Here is a 19,838-nt window from a genome sequence, read left to right on the forward strand (position 1 = left end):
GAGGGGAGGGCATGCCGTTCTTCGCCGATCTGCCGCCGCAGCTCCAGGAGCGCGTCGTCTGCTCGATCTCGGCCGCCGTCAAGTACGAGGTGCCGGTCAACATCGTGTTGGCCGTCGCCGAGAAAGAGGGCGGCAAGCCGGGCCAGTGGGTGCGCAACTCGAATGGCACGCATGACGTTGGCCCGATGCAGTTCAACACCGCGTACCTGGGCGACCTGGCCCGATACGGCATCACGGCGAACGATGTGGCGGCTGCCGGCTGCTACTCGTTCGACCTGGCCGCCTGGCGGCTGCGGATGCACATCCGCAACGACAAGGGCGACCTCTGGACGAAGGCGGCGAACTACCACTCGCGCACGCCGCAGTACAACGCGGTGTACCGGGCCGACTTGATGCGCAAGGCGTCGAAGTGGGCCGATTGGCTCGAAGCTCGGTTCGTCACGCTTGACGTGACGAAGGCCGGGGCCACGCCCTCGACGCCCAGCCAGCCCGCGACGGTGGCCCAGCGGGCGACGCCGGCGGCCAGGCCGGCACCAGCACCCCAGCAGGCCGCCCCAGCGGCCGCAGCAGCTCGCAGCGTGTCGGTGGCCGGCTACGTGCCCCGCACGGTGTCTTTCAACACTTCACGCGAGGGGTCGGCCGAGTAGGCCGGCTCTTCCGATTTAGCGGCTAAACATGGACAAATTCCACGCCTTCATGATGCGGTACACGCTGGGCGTCGGCCGGTTGCTTCAAGCCTATTGCAAGTGGGCGGAAGGACAGGCCAAGAACCAGCTCGATTTGCTTCTGCTGGGCCTCGGCCCGATCTTCGCCTTGGGCCTTCTGCTGTGGGCGCTGCCGGCGTGGATCGGCAAGCCCATCGCCTTCGTGCTCTCACTGCCAGCGCTCTACATCATCTTCCTGGTGCTGCGCGCCTACGCGATTCGCGGGGGCCGGCGCTGATGAAGGCCCTGCGGATTCCTGATGGAACCGTCGAAGCGTTGAAGTGGCTCGCACTGGTTCTCATGACCGGCGATCACGTCAACAAGTACCTGTTCAACGCGACGCTGCCGGTGCTGTTCGAGGCCGGCCGCGTGGCGCTCCCCCTTTTCGTGTTCGTCCTGGCCTACAACCTGGCCCGGCCGGGCACGCTCGAACGCGGCGTGTACGGCCGCACCATGTCGCGCCTGGCGATGTTCGGCGCGCTGGCCTCCGTGCCCTTCGTGGCCCTCGGCGGCCTGTACGCCGGTTGGTGGCCGCTCAACGTGATGTTCACGCTGCTGGTCGTCACGGCCACGGCTTACCTGGTCGAACGTGGCGGCAAGCTGCACCTGGCGGCCGCCGGCGTGGTGTTCCTGGTCGGCGGCAGCTCGGTCGAATATTGGTGGCCGGCCGTGGCTTTCGGCCTGGCGGTGTGGTCGTACACGCGCCGGCCGAGCTGGGCCGCCGCGGCGGTCGCGGTGCTGGCCTGCGCGGCCCTGTGGTTCGTCAATCGCAACCTGTGGGCCTTGGCAGCCCTGCCGGTGCTCTTCCTGGCCTCGCGGGTGGATGTGCGCGTGCCGCGCCTGCGCTGGGCCTTCTACGCCTATTACCCGCTGCACCTGGCCTCGCTCTGGTTGATCCGCATCCCCATGAGCAAGGCCGGCTACCTGTTCTTCTGATTGGAGTCCTGCCCCATGCGAAAACCCGTTCTTCTGGCCCTCTCTCTGGCGTTCCTGGTCAGCGCGCAAAGCGCACTGGCCGCCGGCGACGCCGGCAACTTCGGCACGCCGATCAAGTCCGGCGTATCGGTGTCCTTCCCCGACAGCAGCGCGACATTCCAGCCGACGCCAGAGGCCCTGGAGCTGCTGGCCGACGCTAGGAATGCGGCGATCATCTACATCAGCGGGCGCACCAGCACACTACGGCCCAGCGCGGCCGATGAGGCCCTTGCACTACGCCGTGCGCTCTCGGCCAGGTCGTACTTGGTGGCGCGCGGCGTCTCGCCGCTCAAGATCATGGTGAACTTCGCATCGGCCGCCGATTTCGTGGCAGACAACTCGACGGCCGAGGGCCGGCGCGAGAACCAGCGCGTGGACATTGAGGTGGTCTACATCCCCACCTACTGAGCGATCCGGCATCGCCATTCCTGGCGGTGCTGCAGGACGCTCCAGCAGCTTCGCATCGTCGGCTCTGACGATGCAGGCCCGGCCGGCTTCCCTTGACAGCATCGCCATTTCTGACGATGCTGGCCAAGTCCCGATTTACTCCAGGAAGAAGGCCATGAGATACCCCGGCGGCAAGGGCGGTGCCGGCGTCTACCAGACGATCATCAACAACATCCCGCCTCACGACACGTACATCGAAACGCACCTGGGCGGCGGCAACATCCTGGAGCGCAAGCGGCCCGCTGCCCGCAGCGTCGGCATCGACGTTGATCCCGAGGTGATCGAGGTCTGGCAGCAGCTCGACGTGCCCGGCCTGGAGCTGCACCACGGCGACGCCGTGGCCTGGCTGGAGTCCCACCAGTTCACCGGCTCCGAGTTCGTCTACGCCGATCCGCCCTACGTGATGGACAGCCGGCGCGGCGGCAAGCTATACCGCCACGAATACGACGACAAGGGTGCGGTCAGCGTCAAAGTGCGCGGTGAAGCGCCGATCGTCTATCTGACGGGTCAAACGTTCTATCAGCCCAAGAGCGCACCCGACACGCAGGTCGTCAACGCTTCCAAGACGGACGCTGCCAAGGTGATCAGCTTCCGCCTGAGCAACAGCAAGTGATCCCGGTGCTGCCGGCGTGACGAGCGTCGGCAGCGTCCGTCCCCGCGGCCTATTCATCAGGCCAACACCAACCTAGGAGTGCATCATGTCCAAGCCCCTCAGCATCGGCGCTTTCGCCGCCGTGCAATACCTGCCGCATATCGAAACCTTCCTGGCCACCGGCGACGGTGACTTCGACGGCCCGATCTGGGCCAAGGCCACCAGTGAAATCAAGTTCGTCGACGGCCGCGCGAGCTTCACGATGGTTCATGAATTCATGAGCCGCGACGGCAGCCGCATCTCGACGGTCGACACCGCCACAGGCATCCAGGTGCCGGGCATCGACGAGGTCTCGCTCACCGTCATGCACAAGGTGGTCGATTCCACCGGCAAGTTCGAAGGCCTGCGCGGCACCTTCCCGAGCTTCGGACTGCACAACTTTGCCACCGGCAAGGGCGTGCAGCGCTTCGGCGGCGAACTGAGCTGAAGTCAGCGCTAAGCAGCAGGTGCACCCGCTGATCGTGGGTGCGCCGGACGACCTCTCAAGGCGGCGCCGCCGGCACAGACCGACGGCGCCGCTTCTTCAAGGAGCACAGACGTGACACCCGAAGTTGAGGCAGCACTGCCGCGCCGCCTTCTGCTGCGGAATCATGCGCGCGCATTCGACCGCAGTCAGACTGGTGCCGTGGGCCATGATGCCGGCATAGACCATCAGCAGCTCGTCGGTAGAGCGCGGCTCACGTCCGAGCATGATCCAGCTAAAGCGCACCTGGGCGTCAACGGCCAGAATCACTTCCGGCAATTGAACCTCACCGATGCGGTGATCCAAAGCCGCGCGCAGCTTGGTCACTTCTGGGTCTTCGTCCTCTGCGGGCAATGGCGACAAATGGAGTTCATCATCCACGCGCAGTACGCCACTGCGGGCTGCAGCGGCCACCGCATCGACACCGGCAGTTACTCTGGCCAGCAAAGGCTTCAAGAAAGTGGCAGCCTTGCTGGGTAACGATAGACGGGCATAGTGTTTCTTGGACTCTGCCTGCCAACGCTCGTCCGTGAAGAACAAGCGCGCACGACCCCGAAAGCTCAGGCTGTGCTCAATCCAGACCGAGCCATTGCGCACCGCGCGGCGCAGGGCAAACAGGGTGGCCACCTCCAACGCCTGAAACGCCCGTTCCCGGTCTGGGCTGGAGATCGAAACCTGCCAGATCATTCCCAGACTTGGTGCCACCACTTCAACTGGCAGCTTTCTGGATCCTTTGAGATATAAAGCTTGCAGCTTGGCAAGGTACTCGATGGCAGGATGCTCGCCGGTGGCCTGCCAGGGCAGCTTTGCAATGGCGACGAGCAACGACCGCACGGGGCGAATTCCATCAATCAATCCCTCGCGGACCAGGGAGGCCCTGCTCGGTGGTTTGCGTTTCTGGGTTTCGGTGATCAAGGCTTCAAGACGGGCACGCAACTCAGCATCTGGCACCGCACCTTGCGCGCTCAAGGCAACAAGTTCGCCGAGCAGCGTTTTGTACATTGCGGCCCAATTGACGGTAGCGGGGACATCGGCGGCAGCCTGACGCCACAGATCGGCGATCCGGCGCTGCACCATAAGGATCAACTGGTCTGTGGTGGTGAACAGGCAATACCGAAGAAAGCATGCGACCTCCACGGTGCGCGCTGGCTCTTTGATCTTGGCTCCGGCTGAGGGCGGCCTGGAGACAAGTCGGCGCGCGTAGCGGCGCAAGATGAGATCGGGGATGTCTGCCAGGTGCTTATGAACGTCCAGCGTGTAAAGCAGGTCGATGCGCTCCAGTACCTCGCTGATTTGGCGGGTTGAGTGTTTCGCCGGTGCAGCCCATAGCCAACTCTGCTGGGTTTGTCCATCTGGGCGCAGCTCTGAAACTGAGGCTCGCCAGCGATCAAGTGTTGCTGGATCAACGCTGGCGGCGATGGCGGTGCCTGTTTCAACTTCAAGCTGGGCAAGTGCCGCCGCAATCAGTGTCCGAATTGCCCGCTCGTGCACGATCACCAGCTTGTTCTTGTACAGCCATTGACGCGCCCGCACGAGTAGCTGATCGCGGTCGGCGCAGCGCGCCACTTCGTCGCGCAGTTCACGTACCAGTGAGCGGCGCTGGTGCTCGCTCATCCACTGGAATCCAAGGACCGTGCAGGCTACTTGTTGGTGATCGAATAGCGTGCGCCCGCGTTCATACATGGCTCTCAGCGAGGCGACTTCTGGTGCTGCAATGCCAAGCTCGTTGCCAAGGTGGCGCCACAAGGCTACTGGAATTACCCGAAAGGCACCGAGCAAACGCCCACTCATGCGCAGGAAACCAATATGGAGCGCCAGACCAAGCTTGTGGGAATCACCTCGGCGTGCATTGATTGCGTCGCGCTCGGCACCATCGAAGGTGAAAAATGCCTTCATCTCGGGGACGTCTCAGAAAACGGAAAAAATCGTACGCTAAGCCGGTTGCAGCGGTCGTAGCGGCCTGAACTTGCCCGCGCCGATCTTGGCGCTGCTGCGCCAGAGGTAATCGCCGGTCAGGTTGATGTGCTCCCAGCCCAGCGGCGACAGGTACTGCAACAGGGCGTCATCGACAGTCTGGCCGTGACCGCGTAAGGCGTTTGAGGCCCGTTCCAGATAGACCGTGTTCCACAACACTATGGCCGCCGTCACCAGGTTGAGGCCGCTGGCCCGGTAGCGCTGCTGCTCGAAACTGCGGTCGCGGATTTCGCCCAGCCGGTTGAAGAACACGGCGCGGGCTAGCGCGTTGCGGGCTTCGCCCTTGTTCAGTCCGGCATGCACGCGGCGGCGCAGCTCGACGCTTTGCAGCCAGTCCAGGATGAACAGCGTTCGCTCGATGCGGCCCAGCTCGCGCAGCGCCACGGCCAGGCCGTTCTGGCGCGGGTAGCTGCCGAGTTTCCTGAGCATCAGCGAGGCCGTCACCGTGCCCTGCTTGATCGAGGTGGCCAGCCGCACCTTGGCGTTGATCGCCTTGCCGGACGCCTGGAACTGCTGCTGATGCTTGTGCTTGGCAGCGTTGAACAGCTTGCCCAGGATGCGGTCGTGCAGGTCGATGATTTCGTCGGTGACGGTGGCCATGCCCTCGATGGCGAGCGCACCAGGGTCGCGTAGCGGCGCTGTGCCTCGAACTTGGCCAGATCGGCGGGCGTCATCTGGCCGCCTTCGCGGGCGATCTTGAGCAGGCGGTTCTGGTGCACCGACCGCTCGATGCCGGAAGGCAGGTCGAGCGCCTGCCAGGCTTTGAGGCGCTCGATGTGTTCGAGTATGTGGCGCGAGTTCGGCTTGACGGGCGACTGGCGCAGCCAGGCCAGCCAGGTCGTCTTGCCGTTGTCGTGGCGCTTGAGCAGATCGTCGAGGCGGTGCCGGTGGGTGGCCGACAGGGGATCGGACAAGGCCGCGTAGATGCGGCGGTTGGCGCGGCTGTAGGCGTTCATCGAACACCTCCCTTTTCCTCATCCGGCGCAACAGGACAGTTGCTTCACGTCCTTGTTGAAGGTCTGCGCCGCGAGCTTCAGTCCCTCGACCATGGTCAGGTAGGGGAACAACTGGTCGGCCAGCTCCTGCACGGTCATCCGGTGGCGGATCGCCAGCGCGGCCGTCTGGATCAGTTCGCCCGCTTCCGGCGCGACCGCCTGTACGCCGATCAGCCGCCCTGAGCCAGCTTCCGCCACCAGCTTGATGAAGCCGCGCGTGTCGAAGTTGGCGAGCGCCCTCGGCACGTTGTCGAGCGTCAGCAGCCGGCTGTCGGTCTCGATGCCGTCGTGGTGCGCTTCCGCCTCGCTGTAGCCCACGGTCGCCACCTGCGGATCGGTGAACACCACCGCCGGCATCGCCGTCAGGTCCAGCGCCGCGTCGCCGCCGGTCATGTTGATCGCGGCGCGCGTGCCGGCCGCCGCCGCCACATAGACGAACTGCGGCTGGTCGGTGCAGTCGCCGGCAGCAAAGATGTGCGGTGCGCTCGTGCGCATGGCGCGGTCGATGACGATGGCTCCCTGCGCATTGACTTCGACGCCTGCCGCTTCAAGGTTCAGGCTGCGCGTGTTCGGCGCGCGACCGGTGGCGACCAGCAGCTTGTCGGCGCGCACTTCCCCCTGCCCGGTGGTGAGCACGAATTCCCCGCCCGCATAGGCAACGTGGCTCGCCTGGGTGTGGTCCAGCACCTCGATGCCCTCGGCGCGGAAGGCGTCTGTTACGGCTTCCCCGATGGCCGGGTCTTCTCGGAAGAACAGCGTGCTGCGCGCCAGGATCGTGACCTGGCTGCCCAGCCGGGCGAAGGCTTGCGCCAACTCGACCGCCACCACGGAGGAACCAATCACGGCCAGCCGCTCGGGGAGCGAGCTGCTTTCCAGCGCCTCGGTGGAGGTCCAGTGGGGTGTGTCCGCAAGGCCCGGGATTGGCGGAAGCGCCGGGCTCGCGCCGGTGGCAATCAGGCAGCGGTCGAAGTTCACCTCGTGCGTGCCGCCGTCAGCGGTCGCCACGGTCAGCGTGCGCGTGTCCCTGAACCGGGCCTCGCCGCGCAGCACGGTGATGGCCGGAGTGCTTGCCAGGATGCCTTCGTACTTGGCATGGCGCAGCTCCTCGACGCGGCCTTGTTGCTGGGCCAGCAGCCGCTCGCGCAGTACAGCGGGCGCTGCGGCCGGCAGGCCAGCATCGAACGGGCTTTCGCGGCGCAGGTGGACGATGTGCGCGGCGCGGATCATGATCTTGGACGGCACGCAGCCGACATTGACGCAGGTGCCGCCGATGGTGCCGCGCTCGATCAGCGTGACGCGGGCGCCTTGCTCCACGGCCTTCAAGGCAGCCGCCATCGCCGCGCCGCCGCTGCCTATCACAGCCACGTGCAGCGCTTGTTCACCGCCAACATGCTTCGTTTCGCCACCGAGCCAGCCCAGCGCCTTGTCTAGCAGGCCGGCAGGCTTGTTCGGCGTGTCGGTAAGCCGTGCGCGATAGCCGAGCGTGGCCACTGCGGCAACCAGCGGGGCCACGCTCACGCCTGCATCCGCCTCGATTTCGGCCTGCCGCTGCGGATAGGACACCGAGGCCGCGCGCACGCCGGGCACGTTCGTCAAAGCCTGCTGGACGTGCTCGGCGCACGACGTGCAGGTCATGCCTTCGATGTGGAGGGTGATCGCCTCGGCCATGATTACGCCCTCACTGCTTGACGCTGGACGGGTAACCCGCGTTTGCGGTGGCCTTGGTCAAGGCGTCGGCATTGGTCTTGGCCTCGTCGAAGGTGACGACGGCCTCCCGCTTCTCGAAGCTGACTTCGGCCTTCTCGACGCCGGCGACCTTGGACAGAGCCGTCTTGACCGTGATCGGGCACGCGGCGCAGGTCATGCCGGGCACCGACAGGGTGACGGTCTTGGTGGCAGCCCAGGCGGGCGCGCTTAGAGCGGCGGCCAGGGCGATGAGGGTGGTGAGGGTGGTGAGTTTCTTCATGGTGATCTCCTTTCAGTAGAACAGCGGCAGGACGTAGGGAAACGCGAGGGCAACCAGAACCAGGGCGGCCACGATCCAGAAGATCACCTTGTAGGCAGTCCGCACTTGGGGCACGGCGCAAACGTCGCCGGGCTTGCAGGCATGGGCTGGTCGGAAGATGCTGCGCCAGGCGAAGAACAGCGCGATGAGCGCTGCGCCGATGAAGATCGGCCGATACGGCTCCAGCACGGTCAGGTTGCCGATCCACGCGCCAGAGAAGCCGAGCGCGACCAGGACAAGGGGGCCGAGGCAGCAGGCCGAGGCGAGGACGGCCGCGACGCCGCCGGTCGCCAGTGCGCCGCAGCCGTTCTTGGGTTCCGACATAAGGTTCTCCTTCCGGGACTTCGCTTGATGCTGTAACGTTACTTCCGTAGTCAACTACGGAGTCAAGCGCCATGGAGAACGCTCAAGAGAATCTGACCATCGGGGCCTTCGCCAAGGCAGCCCGGGTCAACGTGGAGACGATCCGCTTCTATCAGCTCAAGGGCTTGCTACCCCAGCCGGAGCGGCCCTACGGTCGCATCCGCCGCTACGGGCAGGCGGACGTGGCGCGGGTGAAGTTCGTGAAGTCAGCCCAGCGCCTGGGATTCAGCCTGGATGAAGTCGGCCAGCTCCTGAAACTGGAGGACGGCACCCATTGCAGCGAGGCGGCCGAACTGGCTGCTCACCGGCTGGCCGATGTGCGCGCACGCATGGCGGACCTCACGCGGATGGAAGAGGCCCTGTCGACGCTAGTGAGAGAGTGCAACGCGCACCATGGCAATGTTTCCTGCCCGTTGATCGCAGCTTTGCATTGCTGCTAAAGGGCCCACTTCGGCTCTTAGCGTACGATTTTTTTCCGTTTTCTGAGACGACCCCTGATTGGCGATGGCTTCGGTCAGCACGGGGCGCAGGTCAGCGCCTTTGAATCGCAGTGACATGGATGAAATCTCCTGTGTGGAAGAATGAGAAAGGCCTCCATCCGATGGGATGAAGGGCCTGTAGTGCACGCGGCCGGAACGGCTGGAACGCCGTGGCGGATGCCTCGGGTCAGCCGCAGGACCGCCCGGTTTCGCTGCGGGGCGTCATGCCGGGACGGCCTGGCGCTTGCGGGCCGCTTTCGCGTCGAGGATGCTCACGTCGATCTGGCGCCAGCGCCCGTCGTCGATGAGCCTCTCCAGCACTTCGCCGAGCATGTCGAAATACACCTCGTCGTGCCGATCGACCAGTTCGACCGATTCACCGTTCTGACGGTGCAGTTCCACCACGTAGGTGTCTCCGCCGCGGTCGTAGAGGATCGTCACCCGGCCCTCGAACTTCGCGGTCGAGACCGTGAAGCTGATCGCCGGCGGGGTCTCGATGATCTTGGAGGGCGTGGGATCGACCCAGGTGAAGTCGCGGGCACCGGCATCCACCAGCATGTGGGTGATGCGCCGGAAGCGATCGGGGGCCGGCATCTCCTCCAACTGCTCGATGAGCTGGCCCAACTCCATGCACTGCGGCGTGGGAATGGGCAGCTTGGCCGGCGCCGAGCCGAGGATGTGCCTCGTGATGGTGTACGGCGTGCCGTCCGAAGTCTCCTCGGTGATGACCTCCGGCGTGTCCGCGCGCAGTCCGTCGAAGCGACGACGGGCATAGGGTTGGACATGCACCTTGGCGCCTTCGGCAGGAACCGTGGTCACCAGGCTGGGATCGAGCACCGCGAACTCGGAAGGCTTGAGCTTGACGACGATGGCATCGTCGGTCGCGGCGACCACCTTGCCGTCGAAGGGTTGGGGGTCGATGGCGAAGCCCAGCGTTGAGGACAGCGGCTGATCATCGAACACGCGGTACTTGAACGACCGCACGTTGCGGGGCACATGGCCTGCGACCAGCGAAGGCATCATGGATTTGATGAGGGAACGATCCATGGGGAAACTCCTTGAGGAAAAACAAGGGATTCCCCGCCCGCAAGGGAGAGGTCCCTTGTGGGTGGCGTGGATGGACGCGGTAGGTCCGTAGGAAGAAACGACCAGCACGGTTTCCCGCGCTTGCAGCCTCGAAGGTCTCGACTGCCTGGGCATGTGCCGGCAACGCCGACGAACATGGGGCAAGCATGGCCCTGGGGCGGTCTGCCTGCCCGCAGGAAACGGCACCGCACCACAACCGTTTTCCTGTGCTGCGGGCAAGAAAAAGCCCCTCGAAAGGGGCTGGAGGAATCAGGCTTGGTACACGAAGTAGTGCTCGCGCTGACGCGGAAAGAACACGTGTTTCCACGTGTCGCCGCTTGTGTTGCCACCGTCGAAGACGACCATTTCGTAGTCGTCCACGTCGGTGTCCACCAGGTCGGCGCTGGCGATATGGCGCATGTGCAGCGTGCCGCTCATGCGCTCGAATACCAGGATCTGGCCGATGGCATCTTCCTGGCTCATGGCGTTGACGCAGGCTCCGAGTTGGTGCTCGAAGTCGGATGCGGGTGTGATGAGGTCGGGGAACATGGGATCGCTCCTGTGAAAGTGCGCCGGCCCGGCTCTCTGGCGGGAGACCGGGCCGGCATGCGGTGAGGACAAGGAAGGCCGGGGATGTGTGTGGCAGCTATTCGCCGGCCAGCGATAGGCCCGGCAACACGGGTGCGTCGGCATCGAGGATGAGGATGCGCACGTCGGCCTGGCCGGCCAGTCCAAGGATCTGTGCCAGCTCGTCCGGCATGCCCTTGCTGCGGTGCTCCTGCCGAAGCTGCTCGGCGGCGATCCCCTCGACGTCCTGCAGGTGCTGGTCCGTCCAGGGCGTGGAGATCAGCTTGACGCCGATCGCCGGGCTGTAGGGAATCCGGAACGCGATGAACAAAAAGGCCTCCGGCGTCGCGAGGTCAGCCAGGTTGGCCAGGTACTGGCCGGTTTCGCGGCTGATGTGCGCGCTGCTGATTTCCCAGCACCGGCTGTAGTAGCCGGTCTCGAAGCTCAACCGCTGCACGACTTCCCGTGCGGCCTCGGCCGAATAGGTGTCGCCAATGTGGACGGGGCGGCCGTCGAAGTCGTCGCCGTGGATCGCGTACACCACGGCACCCACCATGCCTTCGCCGCTGCCCCCTTCAGCCGCGTCGCATTCGGCGATCAGTGCGGCGCCGACAGGTTCGGTGCCAGTCCTGACCACCGCGAAGTCGCTGGTGATGATGCAAGGAGAAGAAACCAGCGCCGCGTCGCAGAGGTGCTGCTGGCTCGGGTGGATGTTTCGCCAAACATGCGGGCTTCCGTCCTCGTAGCTGATGGACAGCGTGCGGACGATTTTCAGATTCCAGTAGCCGCGTAGAAAGGGATTGGGATTCTGGGACATGGGATTTCTCCAACAGAATAATGATGGAGCAAATCCCCGCCACCGGGAATTGACCCCGGTGGGTGGAAAGAAAGGAAACAGCGTCAGGTGACGCTGATCGTTGGCGTTTGGGCCAATCGCTCGGCGACGCGCCGGCGCAAATTCATGCGGAATGGCTCGTCGCTGACGCCCGCCAGCAGATTGATGGTCTCCAGCGCGATCAGGGCCGAAGCCTCTTCGATGTCGGCGGCCACAATGGTCTTGCGCAATTGGTCGCCGAGCTGGAGGGCCTGGGAGGAGGAGCTGATGAAGCGGACCTCGCGGCTCAGGTAGCAGCCGTTGCCGCCGAACTCGAACAGCCGCGGCTTGCTGCAGTACCAGCAGCCCTCGAACTGGATGGCGGTCAGGTGGTGCCCGTCATCGAACCGGGTGGCGATCAGAAACAATGCGTCGAGATCGGCGGTGTCCTCGAACGAATGACGGTCGATCAAGTTCCCCAGCTCTTCGTCCTCATCGGCACGGAAGTGCACGGCGAGCAGTTCGAGCAGCGGCGGGATCGACAGCCCTTCGTCGTCCGGCATCGGAATACCGAGTTGCGTGGCCAGGTCTTCCAGGCCATCGAGCACGTCCGGCCATTGCGGATTGGTGGTCTCGGCGATCTGGGCGATGTAGGCCTGCCCGTTGCCGGGGTGGCTCTCGTCCAGCGCGAAGGCGCCGAACAGCGCCTGGATGACGGGCGTCACACGGTCGAGCACGAGAACGCCGGTGGCTTCGTAGTAGTTGTTGGCCATGAAGGCTCCTTTCGATGAATGAACGGAGCCAGCCCTTGCGGACGATGGCATCCGCAGGGGAAACCGCCTGATGCCGGATGGCGCTGGGCGGGGAGAAAACGCGAGGGACATGGCCTCGAACGAGGCGCATGTCCCTCATGGGGTCCCGTGAACGCAGTGATGAAGGTGTGCCAGGGACCGGCTCACCAACCGCTGTAGTTCAGCAGCAGGTCGGCGATCACCTGGCGACGTTGCAGATCGAGACCATCGAAGTCCGACAGTCCTTGGAAGTGGCAGCGCTTGAGCATGGCACCGCCCTCGCGCGCGTTGTAGAAGCTGAACATGGCGGACAGGAACATGCGTTCCCCGCTGCTCAGGACGCCGAGTGCGTCGTTGGCACGCAGCATGTCGGGACGCAGATCCCACTTGCTCTTTGCCTGGTTCAGGCCTTCGCGCGTGCCGTCGCCAAACCATTGCGGGCCTGCGATCTCGACGCCGCGCTTCCAGACCTCGAAGAAGGCTTGGGGCGCGGCGGCGAAATGCTGCTCTTCCCGCATGATCTGATCGACGACTTCCTGGGGCAAAAGCTGGTTCATGACGTGGTTCCTCCAGTTGGATCAGGGTGTGGCGAGCTGGGACCAGCCGCCTCTTTCGAGGGCACGTTGAGCCGCGGCATAGCTGCGGAAGTACTGGCAGGATTCCCGCGAAACGGGACCTTCTGTATCGCGCGTGCCGATGTAGTGGCCGGCGGCGCTATGCAGGATTTCGAGCGGCAGGAACTTGCCGCAATGGATCAAGGCCAACTGGCCGAAAGAGGCTTGCTGGGACATGGACGGGCTCCTTGGAAAAAGCGGGGCCTCGTCCCTCACGGGATGGCAGCTCCCGCACGCGGTTGAGAAAAAAGCATCGGCGTCACGGGTGACGCGCGTCCGCAGACTCGATGCGATGGCGGACTGGCGGGTAGCGCGGAAAGAATCCGCGGCAGCCTGGAAACTCTGGCTGCTGGCATGGTGCTGACGAATCAGCGACACATGCGGGCAGCTTCATGCGCGAGGCGAGCCGCGTCAGCCGGAAATCGGCATTTGCAACAGCCCCGATTGGCGAACGCGGAAAAAAGAAAGCCCCGCAATAAGTGCGGGGCTGTCAGGAGGATGAGGCGAAACTGGGTCAGCGAGGCCTGTCGCCCAGTACATGCTGCTTCCACAGGGCGAATGCCTCGTCCGGTCCCAGCTCTGCGAGGATGACGATGGGCTGGCCCCGACGGGCACGCAGCGATGCGAAATACGCTGGCCGGTCGGCGATGGCGTTGAGCTTGATGCCCTTTAGGAACAGCAACTGGCGGGGGCGAACTTTGGTGGTAACGCAGGCATGATTGCGCTTGTTTGGGGCAAAAGGGCCAGCGAAGCGGGCGGACACGGCCAGAAAACCGCGACGAACTACTTGTACTTGCCAGGCGAGGCGAACGGGTGACATCAGCATATCGCTATGCGGTAAAGAAGACCGTCCTAAAGCTTGCAGGATCCCGGCATAGCTTCATCATCACCTCTCCGTGACGGCTCATTGGAACGAAAAAGGCCAGCATCGCCGTGATGGACTTTCATAATTGCCAGGTCAACTGGCTTGCGTGCTGTTTATTCACAGCAAGGCATTGCGACGTCGTTGCAGCAATCGCCGCCATCGCAACAGGGCGTTGCAGCAAAAGCGGCGGTGGGCGCTAGCATGAGGGCCAAGCCGCGGCCGCTCATGCTGGGGGCCGTTCTCTTCAGATTGGTGTCCTGCACCGTGTGCATTGCGAATTTCCGGATCGTCCCAATGTCACTGGGACTCCTTTGTGGCGGCCGGGTTCTCCACGCTCATGAACGACTGGGCCACCAGCGCGATCGCCCCGCCCACGATGGCCATGTCAGCGATGTTGAAGGCGGGCCAGTGCCAGCCGTGCAGGTGAAAGTCGATGTAGTCGATAACGTGCCCGCGCGTGGCGCGGTCGAACGCGTTGCCCAATGCGCCGCCCAGAATGAGGCTGTACGAAAGGCCTTCCGTTTTGCGCAGCGGCCGGGAGAGCAGCCATGCGAGCCATGCCGATATTGCGAACGCGATCGCCAGAAAAAACCACCGCTGCCAGCCGCCCGCGCCAGCAAGGAAGCTGAACGCCGCGCCGGGATTGAGAGCGTGAACTAGGTTGAAGAATGACGCCACCTCGTGCGACCAACCCAAGGGAGTTGTCGCGTCAATGTAGCTCTTAGCTGCCTGATCGCCGGCGAATATAACGATCGCGAGTGAGTACCACTGCGTCTTGCGAAGAGATGGTTCATCCATTGTTCATGCCGCCTTGAACTTCAGGAGGCGCAGCCCATTGACGACAACCAAAAGACTTGCCCCCATGTCAGCGAACACAGCCATCCACATGGTGGCATGCCCTGTGAACGTCAACGCAAGGAACACCGCCTTGATGCCAAGGGCCAGAACGATGTTCTGCGTGAGGATCGCCGCAGTGCTACGCGACAGCCGGATGAAGGCGGGGATCTTGCGCAGGTCGTCGTCCATCAGGGCGACGTCGGCTGTTTCGATCGCGGTGTCGGTGCCGGCCGCGCCCATGGCGAAGCCGATGTCGGCACGGGCGAGCGCGGGCGAATCGTTGATGCCGTCGCCCACCATGCCCACCTGGCCCTCGCCGCCGACCAGGCTTTCGATGGTCTTGAGCTTGTCTTCGGGCAGTTGGTCACCACGGGCTTCAGAGATTCCGACCTGGGCAGCGATGGCCGCGGCCGTGTGCTGGTTGTCCCCCGTCAGCATCAGCGTGCGCACACCCAGCGCCTGCAGGTCGGCCACCGCCTCACGGCTGGTTTCCTTCACGGTGTCGGCCACTGCAAAAATGCCGAGCACGGTCGCATCGTCCATCAGCAGGATCGCTGTCTTGCCTTGGCGCTCCAGGGTCTCCAGCCGAGCCTGGAGCGTCGCTTCGCTCAGGCCCAGCTCCTGGGCGAGCCTGTGGTTGCCCATGTGCAACATGCGCCCGGCGACGCGGCCGCGCACGCCGCGGCCAGGCAGCGCCGCGAAGTCGTCGACCTCGTGCAGCGCGATGCCGTCACGGTTCGCCTTGCGGGCGATGGCCTGAGACACAGGATGGTCCGAGCGTGCCGCGAGGCTTGCGGCCCAGGCGGCAACTTCCTGCGCCTCGCCGATCAGCGGCACGAAGTCGGTCTGCTCGGGCTTGCCATGTGTGAGTGTGCCGGTCTTGTCCAGGGCCAACGCCTTGAGCTTGCGCCCGCCCTCCAGGTAGACGCCACCCTTGATCAGGATGCCGCGTCGGGCGGCAGCGGCCAAGCCGCTGACGATGGTGACCGGCGTGGAGATGACCAGAGCGCAGGGGCAGGCGATCACCAGCAGTACCAGGGCCTTGTAGACCCAGTCAAACCATGCGCCGCCGAAGGCGAGCGGCGGCACGACGGCAACCAGCACGGACACCGCGAACACCGCCGGCGTGTAGACGCGGGCGAACTGGTCGACGAAGCGCTGCGTGGGCGCACGGCTGCCCTGCGCGGACTCCACGGCATGGATGATGCGCGCGAGCGTCGAGTCGCTGGCGCCTGCGGTCACCTTGTATTCGAAAGAGCCGGTCTCATTGATGGTTCCGGCGAAGACCTGGTCACCTTCGGCCTTCTCGACGGGCAGGCTCTCGCCGGTGATGGGCGCCTGGTTGATGGCCGATCGACCCGAGGTGATCAGGCCGTCCAGTGCGATGCGCTCGCCAGGACGCACGCGGACCACCGCGCCCTTTGCGACCTCCTTGGCCGGCAGCTCTGTCCATGAGCCATCGGCCTGCCGCACGGTCGCGGTCTCGGGCGCCAAGTCCATCAGCCCCCGAATGGCGTTGCGGGCGCGGTCCAGCGACTTCGCCTCGATCACTTCCGCCAACGCGAACAGGAACATGACCATGGCGGCCTCCGGCCAGTGGCCGATCGCCATGCCGCCGGTGACCGCGATGGCCATCAGGGCGTTCATGTTCAGGTTGAGGTTCTTCAGCGCGATCCAGCCCTTCTTGTAGGTGCTGAGGCCGCCGGTGAAGATCGAAACCAGTGCCAGCACGATCACGGCCCAATGATTGCCGTCGTTGACCCAGTACACGCCTTCGGCGGCCACCGCCGCAACGCCCGAAACCGCCATCGGCCACCAATTGGTCTTGTGCGCGGCCACCGGGGCATCGCGCGGCTCATCAGTCCTCTGGACCTCGGCTTCCATGCCCAGCGATTCGATGGCTTCGACTGCCGGCTTGATCGCGTCGGGTGTGTGCCGAACCGTGAGCGTGCGCTGCATCAGGTTGAAATCCATTCCCTGCACGCCCGGCATGCCTTGCAGCTTGCCGCGGATCAGACTTTCCTCGGTCGGACAGTCCATCTTCGCGATGCGAAGTACCGTGGTGGCTGTCTGCATGTCCTGCCGCGCAGCCTGCATTCCAATGGAAGCAAGCGCCTTCTCGATCGGCGCTGAGGTCGCCAGCGTGTGCTGGACTCCCAGCACACGCTGCATCAGATTGAAGTCGAGCGCGGTCACACCCGGCAGCTTGCCCAGCCGGTCGCGGATCAGCGCTTCTTCCGTCGGGCAATCCATGTTCTCGATCCGGTACGTCACCCGCTCGCCGATCGGCGGCGCGGAAACGGCAGCGGTTGGTTGCTGCTGCAGGGCCGAGGATGGGATCACAGCCGCGGCTTCGATCGGCCCCGTGTGGCCGAAGGTCTGCTCCTTGGCGCGCATGCCGATCGAGGCCAGGACCTGCTCCATCTGCGCGCGTGCCTGAGCGAGGTGTTTCACCGACAGGGTGCGCTCAGCGAGGTCGAAGTCGAGGTCCTGAATTCCCTCGACTGCCCCGAGGTGCGAGCGGATGAGTTTCTCCTCGCTCGGGCAGTCCATGTTCTCGATGCGGTAGGTGGTCGACACGGCGGCGTCTCGGACAGCCTGAGCCTTCATGCCCACCGAATTCAGCGCTTGCTCCAAGGCATCGGCCGAGACTTCGCGGTGCGAAATGGTCAACAAACGCTGCGGAAGATCGAACAGGAGCCGCTCGACACCGGGCATGCCCTCCAGCGTTCGCCGCACCAGTGCTTCCTCATTGCGGCAATCCATGTTGCTCACGTGGAAAACGGTGGTTTCAGTGCTGGCCTGCTCACTGGCGCACGCCGTCTGTTGGCCATTGCCGCCGGAGCAGGCGCATGGGCTGGAAGGTTCTTTGTTCATAGATCGCTCTTCATTGACAAGGTTTTCCCCGGATGCCATCATTAGAAAACCTCTAGTAGATATAGAGTCAAGTTTTTTATAGGAAGCAACCATGATGCGGATCGGTGAACTGGGCAAGAAGGCAGATTGCTTGGTGCAGACCGTGCGCTTTTACGAGTCAGAAGGCTTGCTGCCCGAGCCTGCACGTAGCGAGGGCAACTTCAGGCTCTATGACGAAGTCCATTTGCAGCGCTTGCTGTTCATCCGCCGCTGCCGGGCGAAGGACATGACGCTGGATGAGATCCGTCAACTGCTGAACTTACGGGATCGGCCAGAGTTGGGCTGCGGCGAGGTGAACGCGCTGGTCGACGCTCATATCGCGCAAGTGCGGACCAAGATGAAGGAATTGCGCGCCTTGGAGCGCGAGTTAATGGATCTGCGACGCTCCTGCGATAGCGCCCGAACCTCGCGCGAGTGCGGCATTCTCAACAGCTTGGCCGAGCCCGCCTGAAGCTCGAGCGTGTCATCGGTGCTGGAAGTGATCGGGTCCAGTTCTGAGAGCCACGTGCCGCGCTCCATCATGCGAAAGCGCGCGATTCTGACGTTTTGAGACGGCGTGCGACCGAGGGCGTGGCCCACAGGAGCCAGCGCGAGCCGGACGACCTGCGCGCCGCAATCTCCGCCACCTTACGGGTTCTCCAGGCCAGACCGAGCATCGCGGCGTGGCTGCGCAGGTGCAGGTGCAGGCCAAGGTAGCAGTGCGCCACGACGCGGCCCGACTCATGGGCACGCCACGCAACTCGCGATCGCTTCGCAAGAAGCCGCAAGGCCCGACTCGCGCAAGAATGCGACGTGGGCAAGATCGTATAGCCAGCAGCGCAAGCGTTTGCCGCTGCTGGCCGGCTCCGGAAGGGATAGACAAGCTGCGGGCCGTAGTCCATTGGAAAGTCCATCTTTCTTGAGTGTCACTCTTTGGCGCCCAGCGTGTGCTTTTGCGACCGGAAAGCGCTGAACAAGTGGCCCCCGGGCATCCAGAAATCGCCGTAGTTGACTTGGGCGTCTTCGTGCTCACGCTTGTGATGCCAGCGATGGGCTTCAGCCACCCCGATCAACAATCCCAACGGCCCGACCCGGTATCCCAGATTGGAGTGCTGGAAGGCCAGATGCACGACCAAGAAGCCGAGCCATGCGCCGACGGCCAACCACAGCTTGGAACGCCGCTACTGGCTCAACGGGGAGTGGAAAGGCCGCCCGCCCTCTAGCAAGGCGGCACAAGCGAGCGCGACGATCACTGTGAGTAGCTCCGTCGGAAAAGACGGCCGGCCGGTCGCGAGCTCGCCGAAGAGCACAACCGCAGTGGCGCCACGGATCAGTGGATAGCAGCCATACCGGATGACAGTCGCAATGAAGGGGGCGCATTGGTGCTCATCTGTTCTGTCCTAAAGCTCTGACTGGATTGGAAAACCTTCTAGCTACGGTAGAGTCAAGGGCGTCCGGGAAGACCCTGTGGCAAGTTCGTTGCATCTGCGCCTTGACTCTCCAGCCGCTACAGGCTTCAGCATCCATCGATTTGGAAGGAACAATGCATGGCTGAAAACCACAGAAATCACGAAAACGACGAGTTGGGCCGCCTAGATGCGAGCGATGCGAAGGACCGAAAGATTCTTCTGACTGTGTTGCTGATCAACCTGACGCAGTCCGCCGCCGGCATTGCCCTTGGCATCTGGGCTGGCTCTACGGCGCTGATGGGCGCCGGGTTGGACAACCTCGCCGATGCGTCGGTCTATGCGGTTAGCCTGTATGCCGTCGGTCGTGCGGCAACGGTCAAGGTGGGCGCGGCCCGCTTGTCGGGTTTCTTGCTAATCGGCCTGGCCGCGCTGCTGCTGTTGGAAGTCCTACGCCGCTTCGCTGGAGGGGAAGAGCCTGTCGGCCCAGCCATGATGGCCATGGCCGCGCTGAACGCGGCTTTGAACCTAGTGTGCCTCAGACTACTGCGCCGCCATCGCGGGGAAGATGTGAACTTCAAGGCGTCAGCGATCTTTACCAGCAACGACTCCATCGTCAATGGTGCGATTGTGCTGTCCGGGGTGCTGGTGATGGGGTTCGGGTCGAACATCCCGGATCTGGTGCTGGGCGTCATCGTGGCCGCAATCGCAGCGAATGGGGGGCGGGAAATCCTGCGCGAAGCATCGGAAACAGCTCGCCGTAAGGCGGGCACATAAGGCATGTTTTCGCCCAGTTCATCCCGAGGTTTACCTCTGCAAAAGAGGTAGTCCAGCCTTTGGGCTACGGCCTCGGCTGCAGCCGAGCGTACCATTGGCGATGGCCGCGCGATAGGCGGGCATGCCGTTCTCGACCTCCGTCTGCCGTAC

At 64.1% G+C, this 19,838-nt stretch carries 24 protein-coding genes and 2 pseudogenes; 9 read left to right on the top strand and 17 right to left on the bottom strand.

Translation table 11 applies throughout. The features are described 5' to 3' along the window. The first annotated feature begins 11 nt into the window (after positions 1-11). The 6 genes from AC1KVE_RS17155 (at position 12) to AC1KVE_RS17180 (ending at position 3,205) form a co-directional block, all read left to right on the top strand. The gene (locus AC1KVE_RS17155; protein ID WP_011114052.1) at positions 12-647 is read left to right on the top strand and encodes a transglycosylase SLT domain-containing protein; all 636 of its coding nucleotides are present in this window, start codon (positions 12-14) and stop codon (positions 645-647) included. Positions 648-675: 28 nt separating this feature from the next. After that, entirely contained in the window at positions 676-942 is a 267-nt protein-coding gene (locus tag AC1KVE_RS17160) for a hypothetical protein (RefSeq protein WP_010890140.1), read from the top strand. Continuing rightward, complete coding sequence (locus AC1KVE_RS17165; RefSeq protein ID WP_011114053.1) at positions 942-1,640, top strand: TraX family protein; 699 nt, start codon at positions 942-944, stop codon at positions 1,638-1,640. The genes AC1KVE_RS17160 and AC1KVE_RS17165 overlap by 1 nt, the downstream gene beginning before the upstream one ends. Before the next feature lie 15 nt (positions 1,641-1,655). Then, positions 1,656-2,087: an OmpA family protein gene (locus tag AC1KVE_RS17170; RefSeq protein ID WP_001665065.1), complete on the top strand. Its 432-nt coding sequence runs from the start codon at positions 1,656-1,658 to the stop codon at positions 2,085-2,087. Positions 2,088-2,157: 70 nt separating this feature from the next. Beyond that, on the top strand, positions 2,158-2,739 hold the full coding sequence (locus AC1KVE_RS17175) for a cupin domain-containing protein (RefSeq protein ID WP_481093079.1): 582 nt from the start codon (positions 2,158-2,160) through the stop codon (positions 2,737-2,739). Positions 2,740-2,824: 85 nt separating this feature from the next. Then, positions 2,825-3,205, top strand: coding sequence for a hypothetical protein (locus AC1KVE_RS17180; RefSeq protein ID WP_011655359.1), 381 nt, complete (start codon positions 2,825-2,827; stop codon positions 3,203-3,205). Positions 3,206-3,349: 144 nt separating this feature from the next. Here the strand turns inward: AC1KVE_RS17180 and AC1KVE_RS17185 are convergent. The 6 genes and pseudogenes from AC1KVE_RS17185 to merT all read right to left on the bottom strand — a co-directional run. Further along, positions 3,350-5,140: pseudogene (locus tag AC1KVE_RS17185) on the bottom strand (Tn3-like element IS1071 family transposase); the annotation flags it as partial. A 33-nt stretch (positions 5,141-5,173) separates the two neighbouring features. Beyond that, positions 5,174-5,692, bottom strand: a pseudogene (locus tag AC1KVE_RS17190) (Tn3 family transposase); the annotation flags it as partial. Beyond that, positions 5,656-6,171 carry a Tn3 family transposase gene (locus tag AC1KVE_RS17195; protein ID WP_003098931.1) on the bottom strand — a complete coding sequence of 172 codons (516 nt, stop codon included), beginning with the start codon at positions 6,169-6,171 and terminating at the stop codon, positions 5,656-5,658. The gene AC1KVE_RS17195 and the pseudogene AC1KVE_RS17190, both read right to left, overlap by 37 nt. 18 nt (positions 6,172-6,189) lie before the next feature. After that, positions 6,190-7,878 (bottom strand): mercury(II) reductase, encoded by a 1,689-nt coding sequence (gene merA / locus AC1KVE_RS17200; RefSeq protein ID WP_003098932.1) that lies wholly within the window; start codon positions 7,876-7,878, stop codon positions 6,190-6,192. Positions 7,879-7,888: 10 nt separating this feature from the next. Further along, positions 7,889-8,176 carry a mercury resistance system periplasmic binding protein MerP gene (merP, locus tag AC1KVE_RS17205; protein WP_003116826.1) on the bottom strand — a complete coding sequence of 96 codons (288 nt, stop codon included), beginning with the start codon at positions 8,174-8,176 and terminating at the stop codon, positions 7,889-7,891. Positions 8,177-8,188: 12 nt separating this feature from the next. Then, on the bottom strand, positions 8,189-8,539 hold the full coding sequence (gene merT / locus AC1KVE_RS17210) for a mercuric ion transporter MerT (RefSeq protein WP_003116827.1): 351 nt from the start codon (positions 8,537-8,539) through the stop codon (positions 8,189-8,191). A gap of 71 nt (positions 8,540-8,610) precedes the next feature. On the opposite strand from merT, the gene merR reads away from it, so the two are divergent. Further along, positions 8,611-9,018: an Hg(II)-responsive transcriptional regulator gene (merR, locus tag AC1KVE_RS17215; protein ID WP_003098939.1), complete on the top strand. Its 408-nt coding sequence runs from the start codon at positions 8,611-8,613 to the stop codon at positions 9,016-9,018. A gap of 261 nt (positions 9,019-9,279) precedes the next feature. Here the strand turns inward: merR and AC1KVE_RS17220 are convergent, their stop codons facing one another. The 9 genes from AC1KVE_RS17220 to AC1KVE_RS17260 form a co-directional block, all read right to left on the bottom strand. After that, positions 9,280-10,104, bottom strand: a complete 825-nt coding sequence (locus AC1KVE_RS17220; protein ID WP_003098941.1) for a hypothetical protein — start codon at positions 10,102-10,104, stop codon at positions 9,280-9,282. Between the two features lie 288 nt (positions 10,105-10,392). After that, positions 10,393-10,671, bottom strand: coding sequence for a hypothetical protein (locus AC1KVE_RS17225; RefSeq protein ID WP_003116828.1), 279 nt, complete (start codon positions 10,669-10,671; stop codon positions 10,393-10,395). Positions 10,672-10,768: 97 nt separating this feature from the next. Next, a complete protein-coding gene (locus AC1KVE_RS17230; protein WP_033962840.1) occupies positions 10,769-11,506 on the bottom strand; it encodes a DUF5983 family protein in 738 nt (245 codons plus the stop codon). Positions 11,507-11,589: 83 nt separating this feature from the next. Continuing rightward, positions 11,590-12,276 carry a hypothetical protein gene (locus tag AC1KVE_RS17235; protein ID WP_003116830.1) on the bottom strand — a complete coding sequence of 229 codons (687 nt, stop codon included), beginning with the start codon at positions 12,274-12,276 and terminating at the stop codon, positions 11,590-11,592. 182 nt (positions 12,277-12,458) lie between these two features. Beyond that, positions 12,459-12,851, bottom strand: coding sequence for a hypothetical protein (locus AC1KVE_RS17240; protein ID WP_003116832.1), 393 nt, complete (start codon positions 12,849-12,851; stop codon positions 12,459-12,461). Between the two features lie 21 nt (positions 12,852-12,872). Beyond that, entirely contained in the window at positions 12,873-13,085 is a 213-nt protein-coding gene (locus AC1KVE_RS17245) for a hypothetical protein (protein WP_003116833.1), read from the bottom strand. Between the two features lie 337 nt (positions 13,086-13,422). Beyond that, positions 13,423-13,734, bottom strand: coding sequence for a hypothetical protein (locus AC1KVE_RS17250; RefSeq protein WP_003108988.1), 312 nt, complete (start codon positions 13,732-13,734; stop codon positions 13,423-13,425). Positions 13,735-14,070: 336 nt separating this feature from the next. Then, positions 14,071-14,571 (bottom strand): signal peptidase II, encoded by a 501-nt coding sequence (lspA, locus tag AC1KVE_RS17255; protein WP_003098955.1) that lies wholly within the window; start codon positions 14,569-14,571, stop codon positions 14,071-14,073. Between the two features lie 3 nt (positions 14,572-14,574). Next, a complete protein-coding gene (locus AC1KVE_RS17260; RefSeq protein WP_003098961.1) occupies positions 14,575-17,487 on the bottom strand; it encodes a heavy metal translocating P-type ATPase in 2,913 nt (970 codons plus the stop codon). A 91-nt stretch (positions 17,488-17,578) separates the two neighbouring features. Between AC1KVE_RS17260 and cadR the strand changes: the two genes are divergently transcribed. After that, positions 17,579-17,977 carry a Cd(II)/Pb(II)-responsive transcriptional regulator gene (cadR, locus tag AC1KVE_RS17265; RefSeq protein ID WP_003098965.1) on the top strand — a complete coding sequence of 133 codons (399 nt, stop codon included), beginning with the start codon at positions 17,579-17,581 and terminating at the stop codon, positions 17,975-17,977. Between the two features lie 67 nt (positions 17,978-18,044). Here cadR and AC1KVE_RS17270 read toward each other — a convergent pair whose 3' ends face one another. Both AC1KVE_RS17270 and AC1KVE_RS17275 read right to left on the bottom strand, forming a co-directional pair. Beyond that, positions 18,045-18,419: a DUF3703 domain-containing protein gene (locus tag AC1KVE_RS17270; RefSeq protein ID WP_011516992.1), complete on the bottom strand. Its 375-nt coding sequence runs from the start codon at positions 18,417-18,419 to the stop codon at positions 18,045-18,047. Positions 18,420-18,431: 12 nt separating this feature from the next. Next, on the bottom strand, positions 18,432-18,668 hold the full coding sequence (locus AC1KVE_RS17275) for a sterol desaturase family protein (RefSeq protein WP_003098970.1): 237 nt from the start codon (positions 18,666-18,668) through the stop codon (positions 18,432-18,434). A gap of 384 nt (positions 18,669-19,052) precedes the next feature. On the opposite strand from AC1KVE_RS17275, the gene AC1KVE_RS17280 reads away from it, so the two are divergent. After that, positions 19,053-19,688, top strand: a complete 636-nt coding sequence (locus tag AC1KVE_RS17280) for a cation efflux transmembrane domain-containing protein (protein ID WP_003098972.1) — start codon at positions 19,053-19,055, stop codon at positions 19,686-19,688. Positions 19,689-19,838: the final 150 nt, after the last annotated feature.

It is taken from the genome of Xanthomonas sp. NCPPB 2864 (assembly GCF_056675615.1).